Source organism: Nonomuraea sp. CX421, assembly GCF_059358955.1.
Genome location: NZ_JCADBK010000001.1, coordinates 56,919 through 77,505 on the forward strand (window position 1 = coordinate 56,919; position 20,587 = coordinate 77,505).

Sequence of the window (20,587 nt, forward strand, 5' to 3'; positions counted from 1 at the left end):
TCATTTCCCGCATGCGGGTGCTCATTGCGGAGGACGAGCGCGTCCTCGCCGACGTCGTGGCGACCGGTCTCCGGAAGGAGGCGATGGCGGTGGACGTCGTCCATGACGGCTCCGCCGCCGTCGAGCGGGCCATGACCAACGATTACGACGTGATCGTCCTGGACCGGGATCTCCCGTCCCTGCACGGTGACGAGGTCTGCCGGGCGCTGGCCGCGGAGCGGATCCCGGCCCGGATCATCATGCTGACGGCGGCGAGCGATCTGCGCTCCAAGGTCGAGGGGCTGGGGCTCGGCGCCGACGACTACCTGACCAAACCCTTCGACTTCCCCGAACTCGTGGCCCGCCTGCGGGCGCTCGCCCGCCGTACACCTCAGGCGGTGCCGCCCGTGCTGGTACGCGCCGGACTGAGCCTGGATCCCGGCCGCCGCCAGGTCTTCAGGGATGCGCGATACGTGGCGCTCAGCCCCAAGGAGTTCGCCGTGCTGGAGGTCCTCATGCGGGCAGAGGGCACCGTGGTGAGCGCCGAGGGACTGCTGGAGAAGGCATGGGACGAGAACATCAACTACTTCACCAACTCGGTGCGGATGACGGTGATGACCCTGCGAAAGAAGCTGGGCCAGCCGCCGCTGATCGAGACCGTGCCCGGCGCGGGTTACCGCATCTGACCGGCCGGCGGATGCCGGTCCGCTGGCGGCTGACCCTCATCTACGGGAGTCTCTTCTTCCTCGCCACCGGCATCCTGGTGGCGATCAACTACGTCGCGGTCAACCAGATCCTCAACCAGCAGGTCCTCGCCGAGGGAGCCTTCGTACGGCCGGCCGGGACCGAGCCGCCGACCCCGCCCCCGGGATCCGGCAGAGCGATCATGGTGTCGTCGGTCAACGACCAGATCGGGCGCTATCGGGAGCAGGTGATGAGCTGGCTGCTGAGCTGGTCCCTGCTGGCGACCGCCATCGTGGGGCTCGCCGGTCTGGCGGCCGGCTGGTTCATCGCCCGGCGGGCGATGACTCCGCTGCTGACCGTCACCGAGACCGCCAGGAAACTGTCGGGAGAGACGCTGCACCGCAGGATCTCGCTCGGCGGGCCGCACGACGAGATCAAGGAGCTGGCCGACACCTTCGACTCCATGCTGGAACGGCTCGACCGGGCTTTCGACGGCCAGCGGCGGTTCGTGGCCAACGTCTCGCACGAGCTCAGGACACCCCTGGCGATCAGCAGGGCGCTCCTCCAGGTCTCCCTCAGCGACGACGCCCTCCCCCGGCCGCTCCGCCCCGTCCGTGACGAGCTGCTCGCCGCGAACGGCAGGCAGGAACGCCTGATCGAGGGGCTGCTCCTGCTGACCCAGAGCGAGCGGGAGCTGACCACGCGGGAGCCGGTGGATCTGCGCGACCTGGCCGACCGTCCCGATCTGGAGTCCGCTCCCACGGTCGGCGACCCGGTCCTGCTGGAGCGGATGATCGCCAATCTGGTGGACAACGCGACCAAGTACAACGACGAGCGCGGGCTGATCGAGGTCCGCACCGCCACGCTGGGCGATCAGGTCGCTCTCACCGTCGAGAACACCGGGCCGGCGGTGGCGGCCTCGCAGGTCGCCCGGCTCTTCGAGCCCTTCAGCAGGCTCGAACGCGCTCGCGTCGGGTCTGCTTCCGGCGCCGGGCTGGGACTCTCGATCGTCCGGGCGATCGCCCGGGCACATGGAGGTACGGCCGTCGCCACGCCTCGCCCGGAGGGCGGCCTTAGCGTGACCGTCACGCTGCCCAGAGCCCGAGCCGGCCTCCCTGTCGGCTAGCTCCCGGGTGGGCGCTCGTTGAGGATGCGCTGAAAGAGCCGGTGGTCCTGCCACGCACCGTCGATGTGCAGGTAGCGCGGGGCGACGCCGATGGGCTCGAACCCCGCCTTGACCAGCACTCGCTGGGAGGCCGCGTTGTCCAGCAGGGTGCCCGCCTGGATCCGGTGCAGGCGCAGGCGCTCGTCGGCCACCCGGCAGGCCACCAGCGTGGCGGCGGTCGCGAGGCCGCGGCCGTTGTAGCGGGCGTCGACCCAGTAGCCCAGATGGGCGTTGCGGAAGGGGCCGAGCACGATGTCGTTCAGGTTGAGGCAGCCGACGACGGTGTCGCCGTCGGCGAGCACGTACGGCACCAGGCGTCCGGTGCTGCGCTGCTCCAGCTGGTCCTTCACCCGGGCGGCCTGACCCTCCGGGGTGAAGAACTCGTCGGGACGGTCAGGGTCCCAGTGGCGCAGGTGCTCACGGTTACGGGTGTACGCCTCGGCGAGGGCCTCCGCGTCGTCGGCCGCGACCGGACGCAGGACGACGCCGTCAGCGAGTGGGAAGTTCACCGTCCAACCCTAGGACCCGCGCCACGCCGCCGTACCGCGCCACCGGTTTCAGGTGGCGCGGTCTCAGGTCTCAAGCGGTGCGGTCTCAGGCGGTGCGGCCGATGATGTCGGTGATGGAGGTCAGGCCGTGGCGGCGTACGCGGCGTGACAGCTGCCGGTGGATGCGCGAGGCCCACAGCGGACCGCCGTAGATCCAGCCGGTGTAGCCCTGCACGAGCGTGGCGCCGGCGAGCAGCCGCTCCCACACGTCGTCGACGTCCTCCACGCCGCCCACGGAGACGAGGGTGAGCCGGTCGCCCACGCGGGCCCGCAGCCGGCGCAGCACCTCCAGGGAGCGCTCCTTGAGCGGCCGCCCCGACAGGCCGCCGGTCTCGCCGCCGTGCCTGATGGTGGTGTTGGTCGCGATGATGCCGTCGAGGCCCAGCTCCAGCGCCAGGTCGGCCACCGCGTCCACGTCGTCGTCGGTCAGGTCGGGGGCGATCTTCACCAGCAGCGGGGTGCGGTGGGCGGTGCCGTCGGCGACCTCCTTGACCGCGCGCAGCAGCGGCCGGAGCAGCTCCACGGCCTGCAGGTCTCGCAGCCCGGGCGTGTTGGGCGAGCTGACGTTGACCACGAGGTAGTCGGCCAGCGGCGCCAGCTCCTTGGCGCTCTCCACGTAGTCGGCCACGGCCTCCGCCTCCGGCACGACCTTGGTCTTGCCGATGTTGACCCCCACCACGACCGGCAGGCCGCGCGGGCGGCGCAGGCGGCGGGCGGCGGCGACGGCCCCCTCGTTGTTGAAGCCCATCCGGTTGATGACGGCCCGCTCCCGCACCAGCCGGAACAGCCGTGGCCGGGGGTTGCCGGGCTGGCCGTGGGCGGTGATGGTGCCGACCTCGACGTGGCCGAAGCCGAGTGCCGCGATGCCCTCGGCGCAGGCCGCGTCCTTGTCGAAGCCGGCGGCCAGCCCCAGTGGCCCGGGGAAGTGCACGCCGAACGCGCTGATCCGGAGGGCCGGGTCACGCGGCGCGAGGCGTCGGTGCAGCAGGCGCTTGACCAGCGGCAGCGTCGAGAGGACCGCGAGGGCCCGGACGGTCAGGTGGTGCACGGCCTCGGCGTCGAAACGTCGCAAGACCTGCGTGAATACGAGGCGATACATCAAGAGGTCAGGCTACCAACCCGGCGTCGCGCGCGATGATCGCGGCCCGCCCGGGTACGCGACCTGTATGGGACCTGTCAGAATCCAACGCGTCTACGACCATGAACCCGCCGAGGGGACGGTGTTCCTCGTCGACCGGCTCTGGCCGCGCGGCGTCCGCAAGGCCGACCTGCACCTGGACGGCTGGCTGAAGGACCTCGCGCCCGCGACCGAGCTGCGCCAGTGGTTCGGTCACCGCCCCGAGCGTTACCAGGAGTTCGCCTCGCGCTACCGGGCCCAGCTCGACCAGCATCCCGACGCCCTGCGGCCGCTGCTGGACGCCGCCAGGCGCGGCCCGGTGACGCTGCTCTACGCGGCCAAGGACACCGAGCACAACGAGGCCCGCGTGCTGTGCGACCACGTCCGGAAGCTGCTCGCCAGATCATCGGCCGGAGCACGACAGGGGGCAGGACATCAGGGCGAGGGCGGCGGTCAGGGGTAGAGCCGGGCGGGCGGTATGGTCCGACTCATGAGCTCTCACTATGACGTCGTCGTTCTCGGCGCGGGTCCAGGAGGATACACGGCCGCGGTCCGCGCCGCCCAGCTCGGGCTGCGCGCAGCGGTCATCGAGGAGAAATACTGGGGTGGCGTCTGCCTGAACGTGGGATGCATCCCGTCCAAGGCGCTGCTGCGCAACGCCGAGCTGGCCCACATCTTCCACAACGAGGCCAAGACGTTCGGCATCAGCGGCGAGGTGACCTTCGACTACGGCGCCGCCTACACGCGCAGCCGCAAGGTGGCCGACGGCCGGGTCAAGGGCGTCCACTACCTGATGAAGAAGAACGCCATCACCGAGTACGACGGCCGTGGCACGTTCCTGGACGCCAACACGATCCAGGTCAACGGCGAGACCGTCACCTTCGACCACTGCATCATCGCCACCGGCGCCACCACCAGGTTGATCCCGGGCACCAGCCTGTCGGAGCGGGTGGTGACGTACGAGGAGCAGATCCTCTCCGAGCAGCTGCCGGGCAGCATCATCATCGCGGGCGCCGGCGCGATCGGCGTGGAGTTCGCGTACGTGCTGCGCAACTACGGCGTCAAGGTGACGATCGTGGAGTTCCTCGACCGGCTGGTGCCGCTCGAGGACGAGGAGGTGTCGGCCGAGCTGGCCAAGCGCTACAAGCGGCTCGGCATCGAGGTGCTGACCTCGACCCGCGTGGAGGACATCACCGACACCGGCTCCTCCGTCAAGGTGACCGTCAGCCGCGACGGGCAGCAGCAGGTGCTCGAGGCCGACAAGGTGCTGCAGGCGATCGGCTTCGCGCCGAGGGTCGACGGCTACGGGCTGGAGAAGACCGGCGTGGCCCTGACCGACCGGGGCGCGATCGCGATCGACGGCCGCTGCCGGACCAACGTGCCGCACATCTTCGCCATCGGCGACGTCACCGCCAAGCTCATGCTGGCCCACGCGGCCGAGGCGATGGGCATCATCGCGGCCGAGACCATCGGCGACGCCGAGACGATGGAGCTCGACTACGTGATGATCCCGCGGGCCACCTACTGCCAGCCGCAGGTGGCCAGCTTCGGCTACACCGAGGCGCAGGCCCGCGACCTGGGCTACGACGTGAAGGTGGCCAAGTTCCCGTTCACGGCGAACGGCAAGGCTCACGGCCTGGGCGACACCACCGGCTTCGTCAAGATCATCAGCGATGACAAGTACGGCGAGCTGCTCGGCGCCCACCTGATCGGCCCCGAGGTGACCGAGCTGCTGCCCGAGCTGACGCTGGCCCAGCAGTGGGACCTCACCGTCCACGAGGTCGCCCGCAACGTGCACGCCCACCCGACCCTCGGCGAGGCGGTCAAGGAGGCGATCCACGGCCTGTCCGGCCACATGATCAACATGTGATCGGCGCGACCGTACCGATCATCGCCACACGTACAGCCCCGCGCCGATCAGCAGCAGGGCGGCGACGCTCGCGGCGGCGCGGACCGTGTTCCAGCGGGTCCAGCGCGGCGAGTACGCCGCCCAGTCCAGCCGGTCGGCGTCCAGGGCGTTGTTCATCGGCACGTTGAGCGCGGCCGTCGGCAGGAACGCGCCCAGCGCGTAGACCACGCCCGCCGCGAAGAACCAGGTCGCGGCGGCGGTCTGGCCGTCGAGCAGCAGGAGCAGGCCGGCGCCCGCGGAGGCGAGCGGCGAGAGCGTGAAGACCGGCAGGAATCCCGGGTTGAGGATCTTCCGGTTGATGCTGCGCATGACGGTGACCGCCTGCGCGGGGTCCACGGCGTTCAGGCCCGGCATGACGGAGTTGGAGAACGCGTAGAAGATGCCCGCCATGACGCCGTTCAGCAGGAGGGCGAGGGCGGCCAGGACCGCGGCGAAGATGGACAGCATGCCCACATGATCCCGCTTCGAGCGGATTCGCACACCGTGTTAAGCGGGACGGTTCAGAGCGGGACGGTTCAGAGCGGGAACCACCCGTTGCCGCCGTACCAGTGGCCGCCGTCCCGCAGGTGATCGACGATCGCGCGCTCCAGCGTGGTGCGCGGGGACAACACCTCCGGCTTCAGGTCGGGATCGCCGAAGACGAACTCGATCGGCCCGCTGTCGTGGGGGTGCTCGGGCCGATGACCGAGGCGGAAGCGGCGCTGGAACCCGACGATGTTCGAGGTCTCCGGCAGGTGGTCGCGCAGCTGTGGATCGAGCAACCAGGAGTCGCAGGTGGCGACGGTGTACTTCTCCTCGGGGAAGTGGCGTGGGAAGAACTCGCGGGCGCGGGCCAGCGAGTTGTCGCAGGCCGCCCGGGTCAGCGGGCCGTAGAAGTCGGGAATGTGCAGGTGCAGGGCGGGGTCTCCGGGGCCTAGCGGCAGGGCCGCGGCGACCGCCTGCCCGGTGCGCCGGCCGAGCGTCCCGCGCTGGAACTGCAGGCGGCCCAGCTGGTAGAGCTCGCCCCGGAAGTGCAGCTTGATCCAGAAGGGCTGCAGCACGCCGCCGGTGCCGTGCCGCCTGCGGTGCAGGGCCAGGTTGCGGCCGAGGTCGGCCAGGGTGTGCCGCGACACGTCGGCCGGCACTCCCCTCTCGCGGTGGTAGGCCCGGACGTAGGGGAGCGTGGCGGCGAACACGTAGGCGGGGAAGTAGCGGCCGATGGGGCCCAGCCCCTCGGGCAGGCAGGGCAGGTCGAAGGCGTCGCCGATCGTCCCGATGGCGGCCGTCAGCCGGTGGACGCAGCGTCGCAGCAGCCACCACAGCTCCGGGTCGGCCCGCAGCTCGCCGGCCAGCGCGACGAGCTCGTTGACGTCCTCGTGCGGCACGGCCAGGTCGAGCAGGGTGCCGGCATCCGGCAGGACGATCTCGACCTCCGGGGAGTCGCCGGCCTCCACGCCGGCCAGCCAGCCCGCGGTCCGCGGGTCGGAGCGGAGCAGGTCAAGCGCCTTCGCCACTCGGGCCCCCTTTTCGTTCGACCTTCTAGGTTTACCGGAGGTTGACGGGTGCTTAAACCGCGCATCACCGACACAGAGGAAAGGCGCCCGGAAAGGTCCATTGGTCCGCATTCGGAACCGTATAAAGGGCTCTGTGCGTCACACTCACGCAACTACGTGACTCCTGATCCTGGTGAGGCCAAAGTGACATTAGGCAGATCCTTGGTAGTGGCCGTACTCGCCGCCCTGGCCTTCGGCGTCGAGGGAGCCGCGGCGAGTGGTGCGGCCCGTCCCGAGGGCGAGGCGCCCGCGGCGGCGCCCGCCACGGTCGCGACGCCCGCCGAGACCGGCGAGACCCGCGCCGACGAGCCCGAATGCGTACGGGTCAAGGGCGCGGCGGCCTGCGTGGGAGACGACGAGAGCAGCCGGCCGGGGGTCTCGATCGAGGACACGAGGAACGACCGGCTCCATCCCGCGGTCGAGTACTACCTGAACGGCTACCTGGGCACGAAGTACGTCATTCACAATCTCGCCCGCGAAGGCGAGATTCGCGGAAGCCGCGAAATCGGCAAAACCATCACATTCAGAGCGGCACTGTACAAAGGCGACAGACGGGTCAAGGTCGGCCGATGGAAGACAGTCCGCGACGTCACCAAATATCCGGTGAAAAGAGAAACACGTGTCACCCCGGCCGGCGCCCGGGCCAGGTCCGCGATCTGCGTGTCGACAAGAGGCGCCGCCAGCACCTGCTTCGCCGAGAAGAACACGTTCGTCTTCGCGTGTGACACGGGCGCCGACGAGCACCAGGCGCGGGCCGAATACTTCGTCGGCGGCGACCCGACGGCCCGCTACGAGATCCACCAGCTGGCCGGGGTCAACACCTGCGGGAAGGCCGAACACGGTGACCTCGCCATCAGCATGTACCGTGCCTCGGTGTTCGACGACGACCACCAAGTGACCACCAGACTGTACAAGTACAACTAGGAATCAGCGACGAGCCCGCTGGTGTGATCGCGGCACGCTGTCGCGAACCAGCGGGTGACTGAATCAGTCCGCGACGACGCGCGCCCGCTGCCCGTCGCGCTCGCGCTGCCGCCGGACGACGTACGTCCCCGGCGCGCAACCCGTGGCACCGTGCTCGGGATGCAGCAGATAGGCCGGGGCCGAGGTCTCGAAGACCCCGATCGCCAGCCATTCGGAGTCCAGCACGCGAGTCGTCCACCGGCAGGTGCCGGGGTCGGCGACGAGCGTGTGCGGGTTGCCCCCGGCCGCTCCGCGGAGCAGCTCGACCCCTTCCGCGGGCACGTCCGTCCAGCCGCGGTCCGGCCAGAACGTCACCGACGACGCGACGACGGCGTAAGGGATGACGATGAGGTCGCCCTGGGCCTGGAGCCCGTCGACGACGGGGATGCGCACCGACCGTTCGAGGTGGTCGAGCACGGCGAGTCCGGTCTGCTGGGAGAGCGAAGCGAGAGTCACTGTCATGGAATTCACCTCAGGTTCGGCGTAGGAGAAGGGAGTACTGCGCGGCGGACAGCCCGTAGGTCCAGCCGGCGGCCTCGACGGGATCGTCGAGGAAACCCGGCACGGTCAGCCCGTACTTCCGGCGGTGCCCGTCGCGTTCGACGGATCCGTTGACGGTCAGGAGCACCCTCGTCTCCGCGCGCATGTCGAAGAGCCGTAGTTCGGAGCCGGGGTTGCCGGGGTCGGGGGCGGTGGCGACCAGCCGGAGCCCGGCCCGATCGATGTAGGCCGCCCAGCCGATGCGCTCGATCGCGCACCGCCTGATCTCGACGTTGGCCTCCCGCGCGATCCGCTCGACACCGGGATCCGTGATCACCCAGGCCGGCACTCGGGTCCCGTGCCAGACGTGGACGTCCCACCCGTCCGAATAACGCACCGCGGGACCGTCCGAGCAGTGCGGGCGCACCTCACCGTCGTCGCCCCACACCTCCGTGCGCAGGGCGACGGGCCGCTCGGAGATGACGCACACGTCTTCGCGGGGCCACCACCAGCCGCATATCCCGGTCACCGCCGCCCAGAGATCGAGCCGCCGGCTCTGCTCGGGGGTGAAGGCCACGCCGGCCGCCCGGCGCAGGGCGTCGTAGTGGGCTATCCAGGAGGCGCACTGCACTCCGTACCAGGTGCCCATCTGGTACGGCGCGTTGTGCGCCGCCCGGAGCGGCATGGTGAGCGAGCTGTCAATGGATCGTGAGAGCGAGCGGCGAACCTGCGCCCGGATCAGCTGATCCAGCGGCTGCTGGACCCACTTGACCTGGACGTCGAGTTCGTGGCACAGCGTCCTCATCAGGAACGCGAGCTTGGCCGGCACCGGCCACTCGGACACCCGCTCGATGCTCTCGGAGGGCCGCGGGCGCACACCCGGAGGCATGGTCGCCAGGGCCATGACCGGTGACGAGACCCAGTGAAAACGTGGCGGAGCGAGCCCGATCAGGAGATAGAGCTCGGAGATGGCGGCCTCTGCGGCCGGACGGTCGGCGGGCAGCGTCGACAACGCCCGGACCAGCCATTCTTCGCGAATTTCGGCAGCTTCCCGCTGCACGAGAACGCTCACCATATGAGGGTGGCGTCGTCCTTTCCGATGATCATACGAAAAATACTGACAGATCATCCGGGCGTCTGTCCACCGGTCCGGCGCCCCATCGACGGTGGTCCCCCACCTACCCTCGGGCCCGCAACGCCCGGATGAACCAGTCCAACGCCGGCGTCAGGCTTTCCGGAGCCGGCCAGCCGTTGACCACCGCCAGCAGCCGCAGATACACCTCTCTGCGCGGGTCGTTCGCCCTCTCCAGGTGAGCCAGCAGGGCGGCGTCGTCGGAGCAGCCGAAGACACGCGCGTGGTCGGCGGTGACCGCCGCGACGACCGGATCGGCCCGGCGTGAGACGGGGTCGATGCCCGCCGCGAGGGCCGGGCCGACGTGGTCACGGACCATCGCGACGGAGTCACGGCGCGGGATCCGGGTGTCGCCCTGGGCCCGCTCGGCCGCATGGTGCTCGGCGAGGTGCCGGACACTGGCACGGAAGTCCGGGTCCTGCGAGAGCTCGGCCAGCTCCACCCACGCCTCGATCTGCTCGGGCTCGGGGTGGTCGGGCAGCTCGGGAGTCATCGAGCGGCTGATCCCGGCGAATCCGGCGCCGTCGTCCAGACCGCCGAAGACGGCGTCGAGGAACTCGCCGATCAGCCGCCGGCGTTCGTCCTCCGAAAGCCTCGCCAGTTGGTGCATGAGATGCGCCTCCTCAGGGTCTGCGCCGCGTCTGGCCACCGCCGTCAGCACCGCGCGCCGCTGGCGCAGGGTGCGGATCTGCACCGCCAGGGCGTCGGCGTGCGCGGCGGCCACCTCGGCGAGTGAGATCTCCCGGTCCAGGATCCTGCGGATCGCGGGCAGGCCCACTCCCAGGTCGCGCAGCGTTCGTACGAGGTCCAGGCGGGCGACGGCGTCGCTGTCGTAGAGGCGGTGACCGGCCGGGCCACGGTCGGTCGGCGGCACGATCCCGCTGTCGGAGTAGAACCTGATGGCCTTGACCGTCAGCCCGGTCCGCCGGGCCAGATCACCGATCGAGTGGAGCGTGTCGCCGTGCATGCCCCCACCTTCGCGCCTCCCCCTACGGGAGCCGCAACTCCCCTGGCCGGGACCGGAGCGCGTGCGCCGCGCGTCACTCCGAGAACCGGGTGCGCGGCGAGCGCCTGATCGAGAAGGGGCCGGTGGGGTCGGAGGCGGGCACCGGGGAGAGCCCCGCCGAGATGAGCTGGGCCCGCAACGCGGCCACGGTGCGCTCGAGGGCGCGGATCTGCGCCTGGAGCTGGCGGATCTGGCCGCCCATCGCGGTGGCAGTGGTCTGTTCGGCGATCAGGTCGGTGCTGAACTGCTCGGCCTGGCTCTGCACCCGGGCCACCTGCTGCTCCATCTGGGTGAGCGCGGCTTCGTAGATCGTCTTGGCGCGGGTGAACGCTTCGGCGTCGACCTTGGAACGCTCTAACTCGGCCTGGCGCTCGGCCTGCTGCAGCGCGGTCTGCTGCGTCTTCTTGTTGGCGTCGGTCGCGGAGCGGAACGCCAGATAGGCCACGCCAAGCGGGACGATGGCGATGGCGAGCTGGACGATGATGTCACTCAGCCCGGACACTGCGACCTCCTGCCGGTCGGATGACTCCTGTGTAGGTGATGCCGTCGGCGCTGTGCCAGGCGTTGACGGTGAGGGTCATCGCGAACTCCGTGCCGTCGCGGTGCAGGCCCGCCACCGGGATGACGCGCCCGGCCAGGTCGGAGCGGCCGGCGGAGCACACCCGGGACAGCGCGGCGGTGTGCTGGTCGCGGAAACGGGACGGCATCAGGATCGTCAACGGCCGCCCGACCGCCTCCTCGGTGGTCCAGCCGAACATGGCCGCCGCCTCAGGGTTCCACGACCGGATGACTCCGGCGGCGTCGGCGACGATGACCACCGCCGGGTCGGTCGCGTCGCCCGGCAGCCGATCGACCGTGACGGCCTCGGGCCAGGTGGCGATCAGCGCGATCCAGCCGCCGAAGGCCAGCCACACGGCGCCGCCGACCCAGCCTCGCGGATTGTCGCCGGTGAAGGTCGAGATCAGATAGATCAGGCCGTACAGCAGGAGGAGGGCGGTCGCGACGGCGAAGGCCACCCGGTCGGAACGCATGAACATCTGCACCAGGCACAGCGCGCCGGTGAGACCCCAGACCAGCGCCCAGACCTTCAGCGGAGCGACAGCGGACAGGGTGGCGTACGCGGGAGTGCCGAGCTGCTCGACCGGCACGAACTCCAGAGACGCGGCGATGACCAGGCCCAGCAGGCCGACGAACGCCAGCGAGGCCCCCCGCCGGCCGATGCGCCGCAGCACCCGAGCGACGGCCCGGCGGATCACGGGCGCACCGGCGACGTCTGCATTACTCACAGTTGCCAAACTAGTGCATGCGGTTAACTTTAGATGGGTTTCTCATGGTTCTCGGGGCACTCGCCCCGCGATCCCCACGACCACTCACGCACGTCCGACGATTATCGGACAGATCCGCTACCAGATGACGCCGATCCGGCGAGGAAGCGCCAGGTGATGACATAAGAAAGGGTTATGTCTATTTTGCAGCCCGGCGTCACCTTTGGCCGGGCCGACAGGAAGAACCACGAAATCCTTGCCCAGCAGTACAATTCTCGCAATCGGCCGCTGCACTGCCTTGGGATCATGAATGCGAACAGGCTCACCACGTCGTCGCGGGACGCATCCTCAAAGCTCTTTTCGGGCCGGGAAATTCCTGGGTCAGTCATGGTGGCAGGGCGTGGGCGTGGCCGTTGGCGTCCTCGGGGTCATCGTTTCCCTCGTGACCGTCTTCGCGCCCAAGGACGAGAAGAGCGGCGCGACGCCTCCGTCTCCCATGGCGGCCCCGACCACGCAGGCCACCACGCAGGCCCCTACGCAGGCCCTCACGCTGCCGATAAAAGTTCGCGTGAAGTACATCCAGGAGTTCGAGCAGACCCGTGGCAGCCGCGAATGGGTTTCCCGGCAGCGCGCGAGGGTCGCGGACAGTCAGTGGGAGTTCCGCAAAGACGGAACATTCAGCTATACCACCACCGACGTCAGAACGGACACGTACCCGTTGAAAGGCACATTCCGACAGGACGGCGCGACCCTTTCCTTTTCCGGTACGTCATCCAGCCAGATAGGCAGCCAGTACGCCTTCATCGAGATGAGTGGCACGATCAACCTGGCGGAGAGCCCTATGGTCCTGCGTTATCAACATTCGACGAGCGCGGGCGAGGGGACGATAGCTCCCGGCGAGCCGGTCGGTTCCTATTCCTACGGGTCCACCCGCGCGGCGGTCGTCCTGGAGACCGACTGAGCCTCGCCGTCAGTCGTCGCGCTCGGGCAGATCGAGCCCAGGAAGATCAAGCTCCGGGAGATCAAGCCCAGGTAGATCGAGCCCGGCGAGATCGAGCCCGTGGAGGCGGTCCGGGTCCGCGATCACGTCGATCTCGACGATCCTGCCCTCCGTGACGACGAAGCCCATCACCGACAGCGGCCGTCCACCCGCCGCGACCACGACCCCGGCGGCCCCGTTGACCAGCGCCGGCCGGACAAACGGGGAGAACCTGCCGAAGGTGAACGCCTGTTCGGCCACGGCCCGTGCGCCGCGGATCGTGACGGTGTGCCGGGCCCGCGCCACGCCTCCGTCCGACCGGAGCACGACGCCGGGGTCGAGCACGGCGACGAGCGCTTCGAAGTCGCCGTCGCGCGCGGCGGCGAAGAACGCGTCGACGACGTCGCGCTGACGGGTCAGATCGGGGTCGGGCACGGGCGTCTGCCCCCGCACCCGGCGGCGGGCACGGCTCGCCAGTTGCCTGGCCGCGTCCGGCGACCGCTCGACCATCGGGGCGATCTCCTCGAACGGCACGGCGAACATGTCGTGCAGCACGAACGCCAGCCGCTCGGCCGGCGACAGCGTCTCCAGCACCACCAGCAGCGCCAATCCGACCGAGTCGGCCAGCAACGCCTCCCGCTCGGGGTCGGTCCCGTCCTCGACGCTGATGATCGGGTCGGGCATGCGGGTTTCGAGAGGTTCCTCGCGCCGCTGCTCGCGCGAGCGCAGCACGTTCAGGCACACGCGCGCGACCACCGTGGTCAGCCACGCGCCGAGATTCCGCACGTCGCCCGTGTCGGCGCGAGCGAGTCGCAGCCAGGCGTCCTGCACGGCGTCGTCCGCCTCGCTCACCGAGCCGAGCATCCGGTAGGCCACCGCTCGCAGCTGTGGCCGATGCTCCTCGAAACGCTCGGCCAGCCAGTCGCGCTCGTCCACGTGTCACGTTCCTTCCTCGCGGCGGGTCGTAACGGTAGACCCGCGGAATCCGGTGGATGTGACCGGGAGCCCGGCCCCTGTACGGAACGACCTTGGGAGAAGCCTTGACCTCACCCATTCTGATCACCGGCGGCACGGGCACGCTCGGCCGCCTCGTCGTACCGCTCCTGCGGGACACCGGCCGTGACGTGCGGGTGCTCAGCCGGCGCGGTCACGCGCCGGGCGACCGCGTCGAGTACGTGACCGGCGATCTGCTCAAGGACGAGGGAATCGAGCGCGCGGTGGACGGAGCCGAGACCGTCCTGCACCTCGCGGGCGGCCCCAAGGGCGATGACCAGGCGGCCCGCACCCTGGTCCGGGCCGCGTCGCGGGCCGGGGTGCGGCATCTGGTGCACATCTCGGTGACGGGGGCGGACCAGGTCCCGCTGGGCTACTTCAGGTCCAAGCTGGGCGCGGAGCGGGCCGTGTCCGACTCCGGGCTGCCGTGGACCACTCTGCGTGCCGCCCAGTTCCACGACCTGACGCTGAAGGTGGTGCGGTCCATGGCGAAGCTGCCGGTGATCCCCGTCCCGGGTGGGCTCCGCTTCCAGCCGGTCGACGCGCGCGAGGTGGCGGAACGGCTCGTGAAGCTGACGCTCGGCGCACCGGCCGGCCTGGTGCCCGACCTGGTCGGCCCCAAGGTGTACGGCATGGCGGAGCTGATCCGCGGTTACCTGCGGGCGAGCGGACGGCGCCGGCCGACGGTGCCGGTCCGGTTGCCGGGCAAGGCCGGCCGCGCCTACCGGGCCGGCGCCAACCTGACCCTCGAAGGGGCCACCGTGGGCGAGCGCACCTGGGAGGACTTCCTGGCCGAACGGCTCCGCTGACCCACCGGCCGGCCGGGGCTCAGACCTTGCGTACCTTGGCGTAGTGGCGGGCCGCCCGCGCGCGGTTGCCGCAGCCGGGCGAGCACCACTCGCGCCGTGACGAGTCGCGGACGAAGTACAGCACGCAGCCGGGGCCGTGACAGGCGTGGATCTCGTGGCGCAGTGGCCCGCCGAAGAGGTGGATCGCGTCCTCGGCGAGCGCGGTGAGGACGGCCGCGACCGACCGGCCCGCCGTGCCCACCGCCACGTGCGGCTCAGGTGTGATGCGCAGCTGGGGCCATCGCGGAGTCTGTCGCGCGTGGCGGTTGAGCGTGGCGACCGCGTCGGGGTCGGCGTCCTGCCCGGCCACGGCGGCGTCCGCCAGGAGCCGGATGGCGTCGCGTAGCTCGCGCCCGGAGATCAGGTCGTCGTCGGTCACGCCGCGCAGGTCGTCGTCGGAGAGGGCGACCGCCAGGCGGGCGCGCACGTCTCGGAGCCAGGCGGCGAGGTGCTCGGCGGTCTCCAGGCCGTCACGGGGACGGCCTCGCACCGCGTAGACGGTGTTGCCGAACTCGAGCGGCAACGGCTCCCCCAGGACCGGGGCACCACCGTCGGCGAGATTGGCCACATCCATTTTCTCATGGTATCCGCAGGTTGACTCCGTTAGAGCCATGCTGCATTCTAACGTCACGCCCTCATGTCGGCCATTAGAACGGATCGGCCGACCTCCCTTCCATGAGCTCCTGGAGTCGCCACATGAGCACGCCCACTCTGCAGACCGGCCACGTCGGGTTGAACGTGACCGACCTGGCCCGCTCGACCGCCTTCTACTGTCAGGTCCTCGGCCTGGAGGTCGTCGGCGCGCAGACCGACGGTGACCGCAGGTTCGCCTTCCTCGGCCGCGAAGGCACTCTGCTGATCACGCTGTGGCAGCAGAGCGACGGCACGTTCGCCACCGGCCTCCCCGGACTCCATCACCTGTCGTTCCAGGTGGCCGACATCGACGCGGTCCACCGCGCCGAGACCACCCTGCGCGAGCTCGGCGCCGAGCTGGTCTACGACGGGGTCGTCCCGCATGGCGAAGGCGCGAGCTCCGGCGGAGTGTTCTTCACCGACCCGGACGGCATTCGCCTGGAGATCTTCGCCCCGGCCGGAGCCGGCACCGCACCGGCCCCCACGCAGGGCGCGCCGACCTGCGGCTTCTTCTAACCGACCCACTCGGGCCGGGTCTCGCCTGCTCCGGCCCCGCGAGCGACAAGGAGTCCCTGATGTTCCACGCGGGTGAACGTGCGGTACGGCAGCGCGCCGGCCTCGCCGTCGACGGCCGTGGGTCGGACACTGTCGGCGCCGTCATCCCCCCGGTGGCCGCCGAGTTCCTCAGCCGGCAGCACCTGCTGGTGATCGCGGCCGCCGATGAGAGCGGGGCGGTCTGGGCCGGTGTGCTCACCGGCCCGCCCGGGTTCGTCACCGCACCCGACGACCGCACGGTCGTCGCCGACCGGCTGCCCGGCGACGGCGACCCGCTCGCCGGACGGTTCGCCACCGAACGGGACATCGGGATGCTCGCCATCGAGCCGGCCAGCCGCAAGAGGATGCGGGTCAACGGCCGAGCCCGCGAGGAGGGCGACCGGCTCACGGTACGCACCGAGCAGGTCTACTCCAACTGCCCGAAGTACATTCAGACCCGTACGGTGACCGAGACCGAGGTCCGGGCGGCGAGCAGGACCGTGCACGTCACCCGTGAGCCGACCCCCGCCCAACGGCGGTGGATCGCCGCGGCCGACACGTTCTTCGTCGGCACCCACGTCGCCGGCCTGGGCTCCGACGCCTCGCACCGCGGCGGAAACCCCGGGTTCGTCACCCTGACCGGCGACCGGCGGCTGACCTGGCCCGACTACATCGGCAACTCGATGTACATGACCTTGGGCAACCTCGCCCTCGACCCGCGCTGCGGCCTGCTCTTTCTCGACTGGGAAGGAGGTCACGCCCTGCACCTGACCGGCCGCGCCCGCATCGACTGGGACCCGGACCGGGCGGCGGCGGTGCCCGGCGCGCACCGGCTCGTCGACTTCGACATCGAGCAGGTCGTCCAGATCTCCGGCGCCCTCCGGCAGCGCTGGTCGTTCGGCCAGTACTTCCGCTTCAACCCCGCCTGAGGCGACGAGCGGCCCGGCGTACTGAATATGCCGGTCAAGCCTCGTTGAAACCTCAACCACACGCCGTGATTTATCCCTATCTGGGTGTTAGCGTCCAAATTGAGGAAGAAGGCCAATGGGGGAGGAATCATGACAAGGACGTATGGGGGCGGCTGCGGCCGCCGCTGGCGTCGCCGTCGCTTCTGCCACCGTAGGCGCTGGTGGGGCGGTGGCTGGGGCCACTGGAACAACTGGGACGACTGGGACGACTGGGGTGGTGGTTGGTGGTAGACCAGCCCTCTCAAGTCGCACAACGAGGCGGCCTCCACTCAGACGCCATCCCGATGGCGTCGACGGGGAGGTCGCCTCGCCCCTTCCTCGATGTCTTGCCCGGTCTACGGAGCAGGGCGAGACTGCGGGTGTGCACTCCGAAGAGCAGGCCATGCAGGTCATCGACGAGTTAAGAGACCGCGTCTACACATCGTTGCGCGACGGTGGCCTGGACGTCGAGCGCGTCGTTGAGCTGGCCTGCCTCCTGGAGGAGTGGGAGGTGAGCACCCCCGCCACACGGGAAGTCCTCGAACGTCCCCTCGCCCAGCTCACAGGGGCCGACCTGACGCGACTGGGTGAGCGTCTGCTCAAGGAGACCAATCACGAGCCGACCTTCGCCCTCGATCCGAGCCTGTGGGCAGGGCTGGAGCAGGCGCTGACGGTCGTGGAGCGCGACGTTCGCGCCTCCGGGATCACCGGAACCCTCGAGCTGATCATCGCCGACTGGGACGACAGGGGGCAGGCCTGGGTGAAGTTCCGGGGCAAGCGCCAGGGCAACGGCATCTGGCCCACCGAGGGGCGCCACACTCAGGAAGCACGTGCGAGCGTCGCAGCGGCCACCCAAGAAGTGATCATGGAGATCATCTGGGCGGCCTGGCCCGTGTGTCACACGCACAACCGGGGCGTTCACGTAGGCCTGGAAGCCGGCGTCGCCGTCTGGCGATGCGCGAGTGCCGGAGCCCACGTCGTCGCGCCGGTAGGTCAGCTGTCACCCCCGGTCAGCGGGCGGACTCGGTGGTGATGCGCTCCCAGGCGGGGATGGGGAGCATGATGACCGCCGCGGGGAACAGGCCGTGCTCCTCCTTGTCGATGTGCCGCTGCAGCAGTTCCAGCGCTCCCAGCACCCGTGGCCAGTCCGGCGACGCGCGGTCGATGCCCGTGAGCACGCCGTGGATGTCGGCGTGCTCACCGCACAGCCGCTCGACCTCGTCGGCCAGCGACCCCTCCGCGCGCAACTCGGCGAACAGGCCGCGCTCCTCGTCGGCGGTGTGCGGGAGCAGCTCGGTTAGCAGCGGGTCGAGCAGCGGGAGGGCCTCGTCATACCGGGTCGCCCTGATGGCCCGGCGCAGCGCGCCGGCCAGCTCACTGATCCGCACGTGCTCCTCGGAGAGCCTGCCGATCAGCGGGAAGTCCCGGCACCCGCAGTAGTTGCACATTCTGGCCTCGATCCGTCGTCTCGCCTCTTTCAGGGTGCCGGTCGCCGGATCGGGGCCTGTAGGGCCGTTGGTCCCGGTTCAGGAGGCCGGAAGCCACAGGTCAGGGCCGAACACCTCATAGTGGATGTCGCGCGGCGCCACTCCCGCCCCGATGAGCTGGGCCCGCGCGTCCCGCATGAACGGCAACGGACCGCACAGGTAGGCGACCGCGCCGGCGGGGATCTCGACCTCGGCCAGGTCCATCCGGCCGGCCACACCGCGGTCGCCGTCCTCGTACCAGAAGATCTTCTCGCCGCCGGGCAGCGCGGCGGTCAGCGACTCCATGTCCTCGCGCAGCGCGTGGTCGGACGCGGACCGGTCGGCGTGCAGCGACAGCACGCGGCGGGTGCTGCCGGTGTCGGCCAGGTGCTGGAGCATGGCCGTGATGGGAGTGCAGCCGATGCCGGCCGAGGCGAACACCAGCGGTGCCCCGCCTTCGGGGAGCGTCACGTCCCCGAACGCCGCGGACAGGATCAGCTCGTCGCCCTCCTTGACGGTGGCGTGCAGCAGGGTGGACACCTCGCCCTCGGGTGCGCCCTCGCCGCGCACCCGCTTGACGGTGATCCGCCGCAGCCCGTTGGCGCCGTAACCGGACAGCGTGTACTGCCGCAGCTGGCGCACTCCGTCGGGCATCAGCACCTGGACGCTGACGTACTGACCGGGCAGCGCGGGCGGCACGGGCTCGTCGCCGACGGGCGCGAGCAGGAGCGACATGACGTCGGCGGTCTCCTCGCGGCGCTCGGCGACCCGCCACGGCCGCCAGGTGCGGCCGTCCCGCGCGCCGGCGTGGGCGTAGATGCGGGCCTCCATCGCAATCAGGGCGCCGGCCATCAGCCAGTAGACCTCGTCCCAGGCCGCGGCGACCTCCGGCGTGACGGCCTCGCCCAGCACCTCGACGATGGCGGCGAAGAGGTACTTGTGCACGATCACGTACTGGTCGTCGGTGATGCCGACGGCGGCGTGCTTGTGCGCGATGCGGGCGAGCAGGGCGTCGGGACGCTCGTTCGGGTTGGCCAGCAGCGCCCCGGCGAACGAGGCGATGGACCCGGCCAGTGCCCTGCGCTGCTCGCCGCTGCGCTGGTTGCCGCGGTTGAACAGCCCGTCGAGCAACTCGGGACGGTCACCGAACATGGTCTCGTAGAACCTCGTGGTGATCGTGTCGAGCGACGCGCCCACGGCGGGGATGGTGGCCCTGATGATCGCGGCGCTTTCCGCGGACAGCATGGGGGAACCTCCAGATAATTGGCATCTGGAATGCATATTAAAAGGGCCGATGGCCGGTTCCTCACCCGGGAGGGGTGGTCAGATGAGCAGAGCAGCACCGGCCCGGTCGGCTCGGTCACCAGCTCGGCGACCGCCCGCGTCATCAGCAGCTCGTCACCACGCACCACGGCCAGGCGCATCACGATCCGCAGCGAGATGTCGGTGAAAGCGGTCAGGCGCATGCCCCCCGCGCTCGCCTGCGACTCTTCCCGCATTCCCCGGAACGGGCACACAGCAGGAATGACCAGAGCACAAGCCCCTCGTTTACTGGCCGCATGGGCTGCTGATGCTTGATCACGGCTGGCGGCGACCATGCCGCCACGACCGAGTCGGTGTTGACGGCTGAGAAGCCGACAGGCCGGCTCTTCCACGACATGCGCCTTGCGGAAATGGGATCGTCAGCCGGTCACGTCAAGGTGCTTCTTGATCGGCTTGGGGACGGGTGCCCAAGGAAGCCCGTCCGCGTGGCAGAACCGCTCGCTGCACGGCTTGTGCCGGCAGACCCCGTGGTGGCCGTGGCCGCCTCGGCAGTGGTTCGTCTTGGGCGGCTTCGCCGACTCCCGCGTCTGCTTTGCCGTCGAGGTCGCGGTCGGAGTGCCGGTCGGCCTCTCCGTCGGCCTCATGGTCGGAGTGACCGTCGGCCTCATGGTCGGCCTCTCCGTCGGCCTCATGATCGGAGTGACCGTGGGCCTCATGGTCGGCCTCTCCGTCGGCCTCATGGTCGGAATCCCCGTCACCGTCGGAGTGACCGTCGGAGTCACCGTCGGCGTCACGGTCGGCGTCACGGTCGGCGTGACCGTCGGCGTCACGGTCGGCGTCACGGTCGGCGTGACCGTCGGCGTCACGGTCGGCGTGACCGTCGGCGTCACGGTCGGCGTCACGGTCGGCGTCACGGTCGGCGTCACGGTCGGCGTGACCGTCGGCGTCACCGTCGGCGTCACGGTCGGCGTCACGGTCGGAGTGACCGTCGGCGTCACGGTCGGAGTGACCGTCGGAGTCACCGTCGGCGTCACGGTCGGCGTGACCGTCGGAGTCACCGTCGGCGTCACGGTCGGCGTGGGCGTCGGCAATGCACAGATGGGGATGGTGATGACGTTGTCGTCGAGGCTGACCTGACCGTTGC

Annotated in this window: 25 protein-coding genes and 1 pseudogene; 12 read left to right on the plus strand and 14 right to left on the minus strand. The window is 70.2% G+C overall.

The genetic code is table 11. The annotated features are described in order from the left end of the window. Positions 1 to 11: 11 nt before the first annotated feature. Together AC5L3X_RS00280 and AC5L3X_RS00285 are read left to right on the plus strand one after the other, a co-directional pair. Entirely contained in the window at positions 12 to 665 is a 654-nt protein-coding gene (locus tag AC5L3X_RS00280) for a response regulator transcription factor (protein WP_494854237.1), read from the plus strand. An 11-nt stretch (positions 666 to 676) separates the two neighbouring features. Further along, positions 677 to 1,789 carry a sensor histidine kinase gene (locus tag AC5L3X_RS00285; protein WP_494854239.1) on the plus strand — a complete coding sequence of 371 codons (1,113 nt, stop codon included), beginning with the start codon at positions 677 to 679 and terminating at the stop codon, positions 1,787 to 1,789. Here the strand turns inward: AC5L3X_RS00285 and AC5L3X_RS00290 are convergent. Next, entirely contained in the window at positions 1,786 to 2,337 is a 552-nt protein-coding gene (locus tag AC5L3X_RS00290) for a GNAT family N-acetyltransferase (RefSeq protein ID WP_189121889.1), read from the minus strand. The genes AC5L3X_RS00285 and AC5L3X_RS00290 overlap by 4 nt on opposite strands. An 85-nt stretch (positions 2,338 to 2,422) precedes the next feature. Beyond that, a complete protein-coding gene (locus AC5L3X_RS00295) occupies positions 2,423 to 3,475 on the minus strand; it encodes a quinone-dependent dihydroorotate dehydrogenase (protein ID WP_494854241.1) in 1,053 nt (350 codons plus the stop codon). Positions 3,476 to 3,542: 67 nt separating this feature from the next. On the opposite strand from AC5L3X_RS00295, the gene AC5L3X_RS00300 reads away from it, so the two are divergent. Then, positions 3,543 to 3,956: a DUF488 domain-containing protein gene (locus tag AC5L3X_RS00300; protein ID WP_189121891.1), complete on the plus strand. Its 414-nt coding sequence runs from the start codon at positions 3,543 to 3,545 to the stop codon at positions 3,954 to 3,956. Between the two features lie 27 nt (positions 3,957 to 3,983). Further along, on the plus strand, positions 3,984 to 5,363 hold the full coding sequence (lpdA, locus tag AC5L3X_RS00305; RefSeq protein WP_494854243.1) for a dihydrolipoyl dehydrogenase: 1,380 nt from the start codon (positions 3,984 to 3,986) through the stop codon (positions 5,361 to 5,363). A gap of 18 nt (positions 5,364 to 5,381) precedes the next feature. Here lpdA and AC5L3X_RS00310 read toward each other — a convergent pair whose 3' ends face one another. Both AC5L3X_RS00310 and AC5L3X_RS00315 read right to left on the minus strand, forming a co-directional pair. Next, the gene (locus AC5L3X_RS00310) at positions 5,382 to 5,849 is read right to left on the minus strand and encodes an anthrone oxygenase family protein (protein ID WP_494854245.1); all 468 of its coding nucleotides are present in this window, start codon (positions 5,847 to 5,849) and stop codon (positions 5,382 to 5,384) included. A gap of 68 nt (positions 5,850 to 5,917) precedes the next feature. Continuing rightward, positions 5,918 to 6,895, minus strand: a complete 978-nt coding sequence (locus tag AC5L3X_RS00315; protein WP_494854247.1) for an acyltransferase domain-containing protein — start codon at positions 6,893 to 6,895, stop codon at positions 5,918 to 5,920. A 201-nt stretch (positions 6,896 to 7,096) separates the two neighbouring features. On the opposite strand from AC5L3X_RS00315, the gene AC5L3X_RS00320 reads away from it, so the two are divergent. After that, positions 7,097 to 7,858 carry a hypothetical protein gene (locus AC5L3X_RS00320; protein ID WP_494854248.1) on the plus strand — a complete coding sequence of 254 codons (762 nt, stop codon included), beginning with the start codon at positions 7,097 to 7,099 and terminating at the stop codon, positions 7,856 to 7,858. Positions 7,859 to 7,921: 63 nt separating this feature from the next. On the opposite strand, the gene AC5L3X_RS00325 is transcribed toward AC5L3X_RS00320, so the two are convergent. The 5 genes from AC5L3X_RS00325 to AC5L3X_RS00345 form a co-directional block, all read right to left on the minus strand. Continuing rightward, the gene (locus AC5L3X_RS00325) at positions 7,922 to 8,359 is read right to left on the minus strand and encodes a DUF8820 family protein (protein WP_494854250.1); all 438 of its coding nucleotides are present in this window, start codon (positions 8,357 to 8,359) and stop codon (positions 7,922 to 7,924) included. Between the two features lie 10 nt (positions 8,360 to 8,369). Beyond that, a complete protein-coding gene (locus AC5L3X_RS00330; RefSeq protein ID WP_494854251.1) occupies positions 8,370 to 9,449 on the minus strand; it encodes a DUF6745 domain-containing protein in 1,080 nt (359 codons plus the stop codon). A 106-nt stretch (positions 9,450 to 9,555) separates the two neighbouring features. Continuing rightward, positions 9,556 to 10,476, minus strand: a complete 921-nt coding sequence (locus AC5L3X_RS00335) for a MerR family transcriptional regulator (protein WP_494854253.1) — start codon at positions 10,474 to 10,476, stop codon at positions 9,556 to 9,558. A gap of 73 nt (positions 10,477 to 10,549) precedes the next feature. Then, complete coding sequence (locus AC5L3X_RS00340) at positions 10,550 to 11,017, minus strand: hypothetical protein (RefSeq protein ID WP_189121899.1); 468 nt, start codon at positions 11,015 to 11,017, stop codon at positions 10,550 to 10,552. Next, a complete protein-coding gene (locus AC5L3X_RS00345; protein ID WP_494854255.1) occupies positions 11,001 to 11,801 on the minus strand; it encodes a PAS domain S-box protein in 801 nt (266 codons plus the stop codon). Before AC5L3X_RS00345 ends, AC5L3X_RS00340 begins: the two co-directional genes overlap by 17 nt. 421 nt (positions 11,802 to 12,222) lie before the next feature. Here AC5L3X_RS00345 and AC5L3X_RS00350 point away from each other — a divergent pair, with 421 nt between their 5' ends. Beyond that, a complete protein-coding gene (locus AC5L3X_RS00350) occupies positions 12,223 to 12,741 on the plus strand; it encodes a hypothetical protein (protein ID WP_494854257.1) in 519 nt (172 codons plus the stop codon). Positions 12,742 to 12,750: 9 nt separating this feature from the next. Here the strand turns inward: AC5L3X_RS00350 and sigJ are convergent, their stop codons facing one another. Beyond that, on the minus strand, positions 12,751 to 13,695 hold the full coding sequence (gene sigJ, locus AC5L3X_RS00355; RefSeq protein ID WP_494854258.1) for an RNA polymerase sigma factor SigJ: 945 nt from the start codon (positions 13,693 to 13,695) through the stop codon (positions 12,751 to 12,753). Positions 13,696 to 13,799: 104 nt separating this feature from the next. Between sigJ and AC5L3X_RS00360 the strand changes: the two genes are divergently transcribed. After that, on the plus strand, positions 13,800 to 14,561 hold the full coding sequence (locus AC5L3X_RS00360) for an SDR family oxidoreductase (protein WP_494854259.1): 762 nt from the start codon (positions 13,800 to 13,802) through the stop codon (positions 14,559 to 14,561). Positions 14,562 to 14,580: 19 nt separating this feature from the next. Here the strand turns inward: AC5L3X_RS00360 and AC5L3X_RS00365 are convergent, their stop codons facing one another. After that, positions 14,581 to 15,174 carry a CGNR zinc finger domain-containing protein gene (locus AC5L3X_RS00365; protein ID WP_189121901.1) on the minus strand — a complete coding sequence of 198 codons (594 nt, stop codon included), beginning with the start codon at positions 15,172 to 15,174 and terminating at the stop codon, positions 14,581 to 14,583. Between the two features lie 122 nt (positions 15,175 to 15,296). On the opposite strand from AC5L3X_RS00365, the gene AC5L3X_RS00370 reads away from it, so the two are divergent. From AC5L3X_RS00370 to AC5L3X_RS00385, 4 genes are all read left to right on the plus strand, one after another. Then, complete coding sequence (locus AC5L3X_RS00370) at positions 15,297 to 15,749, plus strand: VOC family protein (RefSeq protein WP_494854261.1); 453 nt, start codon at positions 15,297 to 15,299, stop codon at positions 15,747 to 15,749. A gap of 59 nt (positions 15,750 to 15,808) precedes the next feature. Beyond that, positions 15,809 to 16,696 (plus strand): pyridoxamine 5'-phosphate oxidase family protein, encoded by an 888-nt coding sequence (locus AC5L3X_RS00375; RefSeq protein ID WP_494854263.1) that lies wholly within the window; start codon positions 15,809 to 15,811, stop codon positions 16,694 to 16,696. Positions 16,697 to 16,825: 129 nt separating this feature from the next. Continuing rightward, entirely contained in the window at positions 16,826 to 16,966 is a 141-nt protein-coding gene (locus AC5L3X_RS00380; RefSeq protein WP_494854264.1) for a hypothetical protein, read from the plus strand. Positions 16,967 to 17,096: 130 nt separating this feature from the next. After that, the gene (locus tag AC5L3X_RS00385) at positions 17,097 to 17,747 is read left to right on the plus strand and encodes a hypothetical protein (RefSeq protein WP_494854266.1); all 651 of its coding nucleotides are present in this window, start codon (positions 17,097 to 17,099) and stop codon (positions 17,745 to 17,747) included. On the opposite strand, the gene AC5L3X_RS00390 is transcribed toward AC5L3X_RS00385, so the two are convergent. The 3 genes and pseudogenes from AC5L3X_RS00390 to AC5L3X_RS00400 all read right to left on the minus strand — a co-directional run. After that, positions 17,725 to 18,162, minus strand: a complete 438-nt coding sequence (locus AC5L3X_RS00390; protein ID WP_494854268.1) for a hemerythrin domain-containing protein — start codon at positions 18,160 to 18,162, stop codon at positions 17,725 to 17,727. The two genes, AC5L3X_RS00385 and AC5L3X_RS00390, sit on opposite strands and share 23 nt — an antisense overlap. Positions 18,163 to 18,240: 78 nt before the next feature. Further along, positions 18,241 to 19,425 carry a globin domain-containing protein gene (locus AC5L3X_RS00395; protein WP_494854270.1) on the minus strand — a complete coding sequence of 395 codons (1,185 nt, stop codon included), beginning with the start codon at positions 19,423 to 19,425 and terminating at the stop codon, positions 18,241 to 18,243. A gap of 107 nt (positions 19,426 to 19,532) precedes the next feature. Continuing rightward, positions 19,533 to 19,646 (minus strand): annotated as a pseudogene (locus AC5L3X_RS00400) (transcriptional regulator); the annotation flags it as partial. A gap of 241 nt (positions 19,647 to 19,887) precedes the next feature. Between AC5L3X_RS00400 and AC5L3X_RS00405 the strand changes: the two are divergent. Then, complete coding sequence (locus tag AC5L3X_RS00405) at positions 19,888 to 20,580, plus strand: hypothetical protein (protein WP_494854963.1); 693 nt, start codon at positions 19,888 to 19,890, stop codon at positions 20,578 to 20,580. Positions 20,581 to 20,587: the final 7 nt, after the last annotated feature.

Coding starts and splice junctions, on each gene's coding strand:
- AC5L3X_RS00370 (WP_494854261.1), top strand. CDS start 15,297: ATGAGCACGCCCACTCTGCAGACCGGCCACGTCGGGTTGAACGTGACC.
- AC5L3X_RS00280 (WP_494854237.1), top strand. CDS start 12: ATGCGGGTGCTCATTGCGGAGGACGAGCGCGTCCTCGCCGACGTCGTG.
- AC5L3X_RS00375 (WP_494854263.1), top strand. CDS start 15,809: ATGTTCCACGCGGGTGAACGTGCGGTACGGCAGCGCGCCGGCCTCGCC.
- AC5L3X_RS00335 (WP_494854253.1), bottom strand. CDS start 10,476: ATGCACGGCGACACGCTCCACTCGATCGGTGATCTGGCCCGGCGGACC.
- AC5L3X_RS00365 (WP_189121901.1), bottom strand. CDS start 15,174: ATGGATGTGGCCAATCTCGCCGACGGTGGTGCCCCGGTCCTGGGGGAG.
- AC5L3X_RS00295 (WP_494854241.1), bottom strand. CDS start 3,475: ATGTATCGCCTCGTATTCACGCAGGTCTTGCGACGTTTCGACGCCGAG.
- AC5L3X_RS00380 (WP_494854264.1), top strand. CDS start 16,826: ATGACAAGGACGTATGGGGGCGGCTGCGGCCGCCGCTGGCGTCGCCGT.
- AC5L3X_RS00395 (WP_494854270.1), bottom strand. CDS start 19,425: ATGCTGTCCGCGGAAAGCGCCGCGATCATCAGGGCCACCATCCCCGCC.
- AC5L3X_RS00300 (WP_189121891.1), top strand. CDS start 3,543: ATGGGACCTGTCAGAATCCAACGCGTCTACGACCATGAACCCGCCGAG.
- AC5L3X_RS00325 (WP_494854250.1), bottom strand. CDS start 8,359: ATGACAGTGACTCTCGCTTCGCTCTCCCAGCAGACCGGACTCGCCGTG.
- AC5L3X_RS00285 (WP_494854239.1), top strand. CDS start 677: ATGCCGGTCCGCTGGCGGCTGACCCTCATCTACGGGAGTCTCTTCTTC.
- AC5L3X_RS00390 (WP_494854268.1), bottom strand. CDS start 18,162: ATGTGCAACTACTGCGGGTGCCGGGACTTCCCGCTGATCGGCAGGCTC.
- AC5L3X_RS00310 (WP_494854245.1), bottom strand. CDS start 5,849: ATGCTGTCCATCTTCGCCGCGGTCCTGGCCGCCCTCGCCCTCCTGCTG.
- lpdA (WP_494854243.1), top strand. CDS start 3,984: ATGAGCTCTCACTATGACGTCGTCGTTCTCGGCGCGGGTCCAGGAGGA.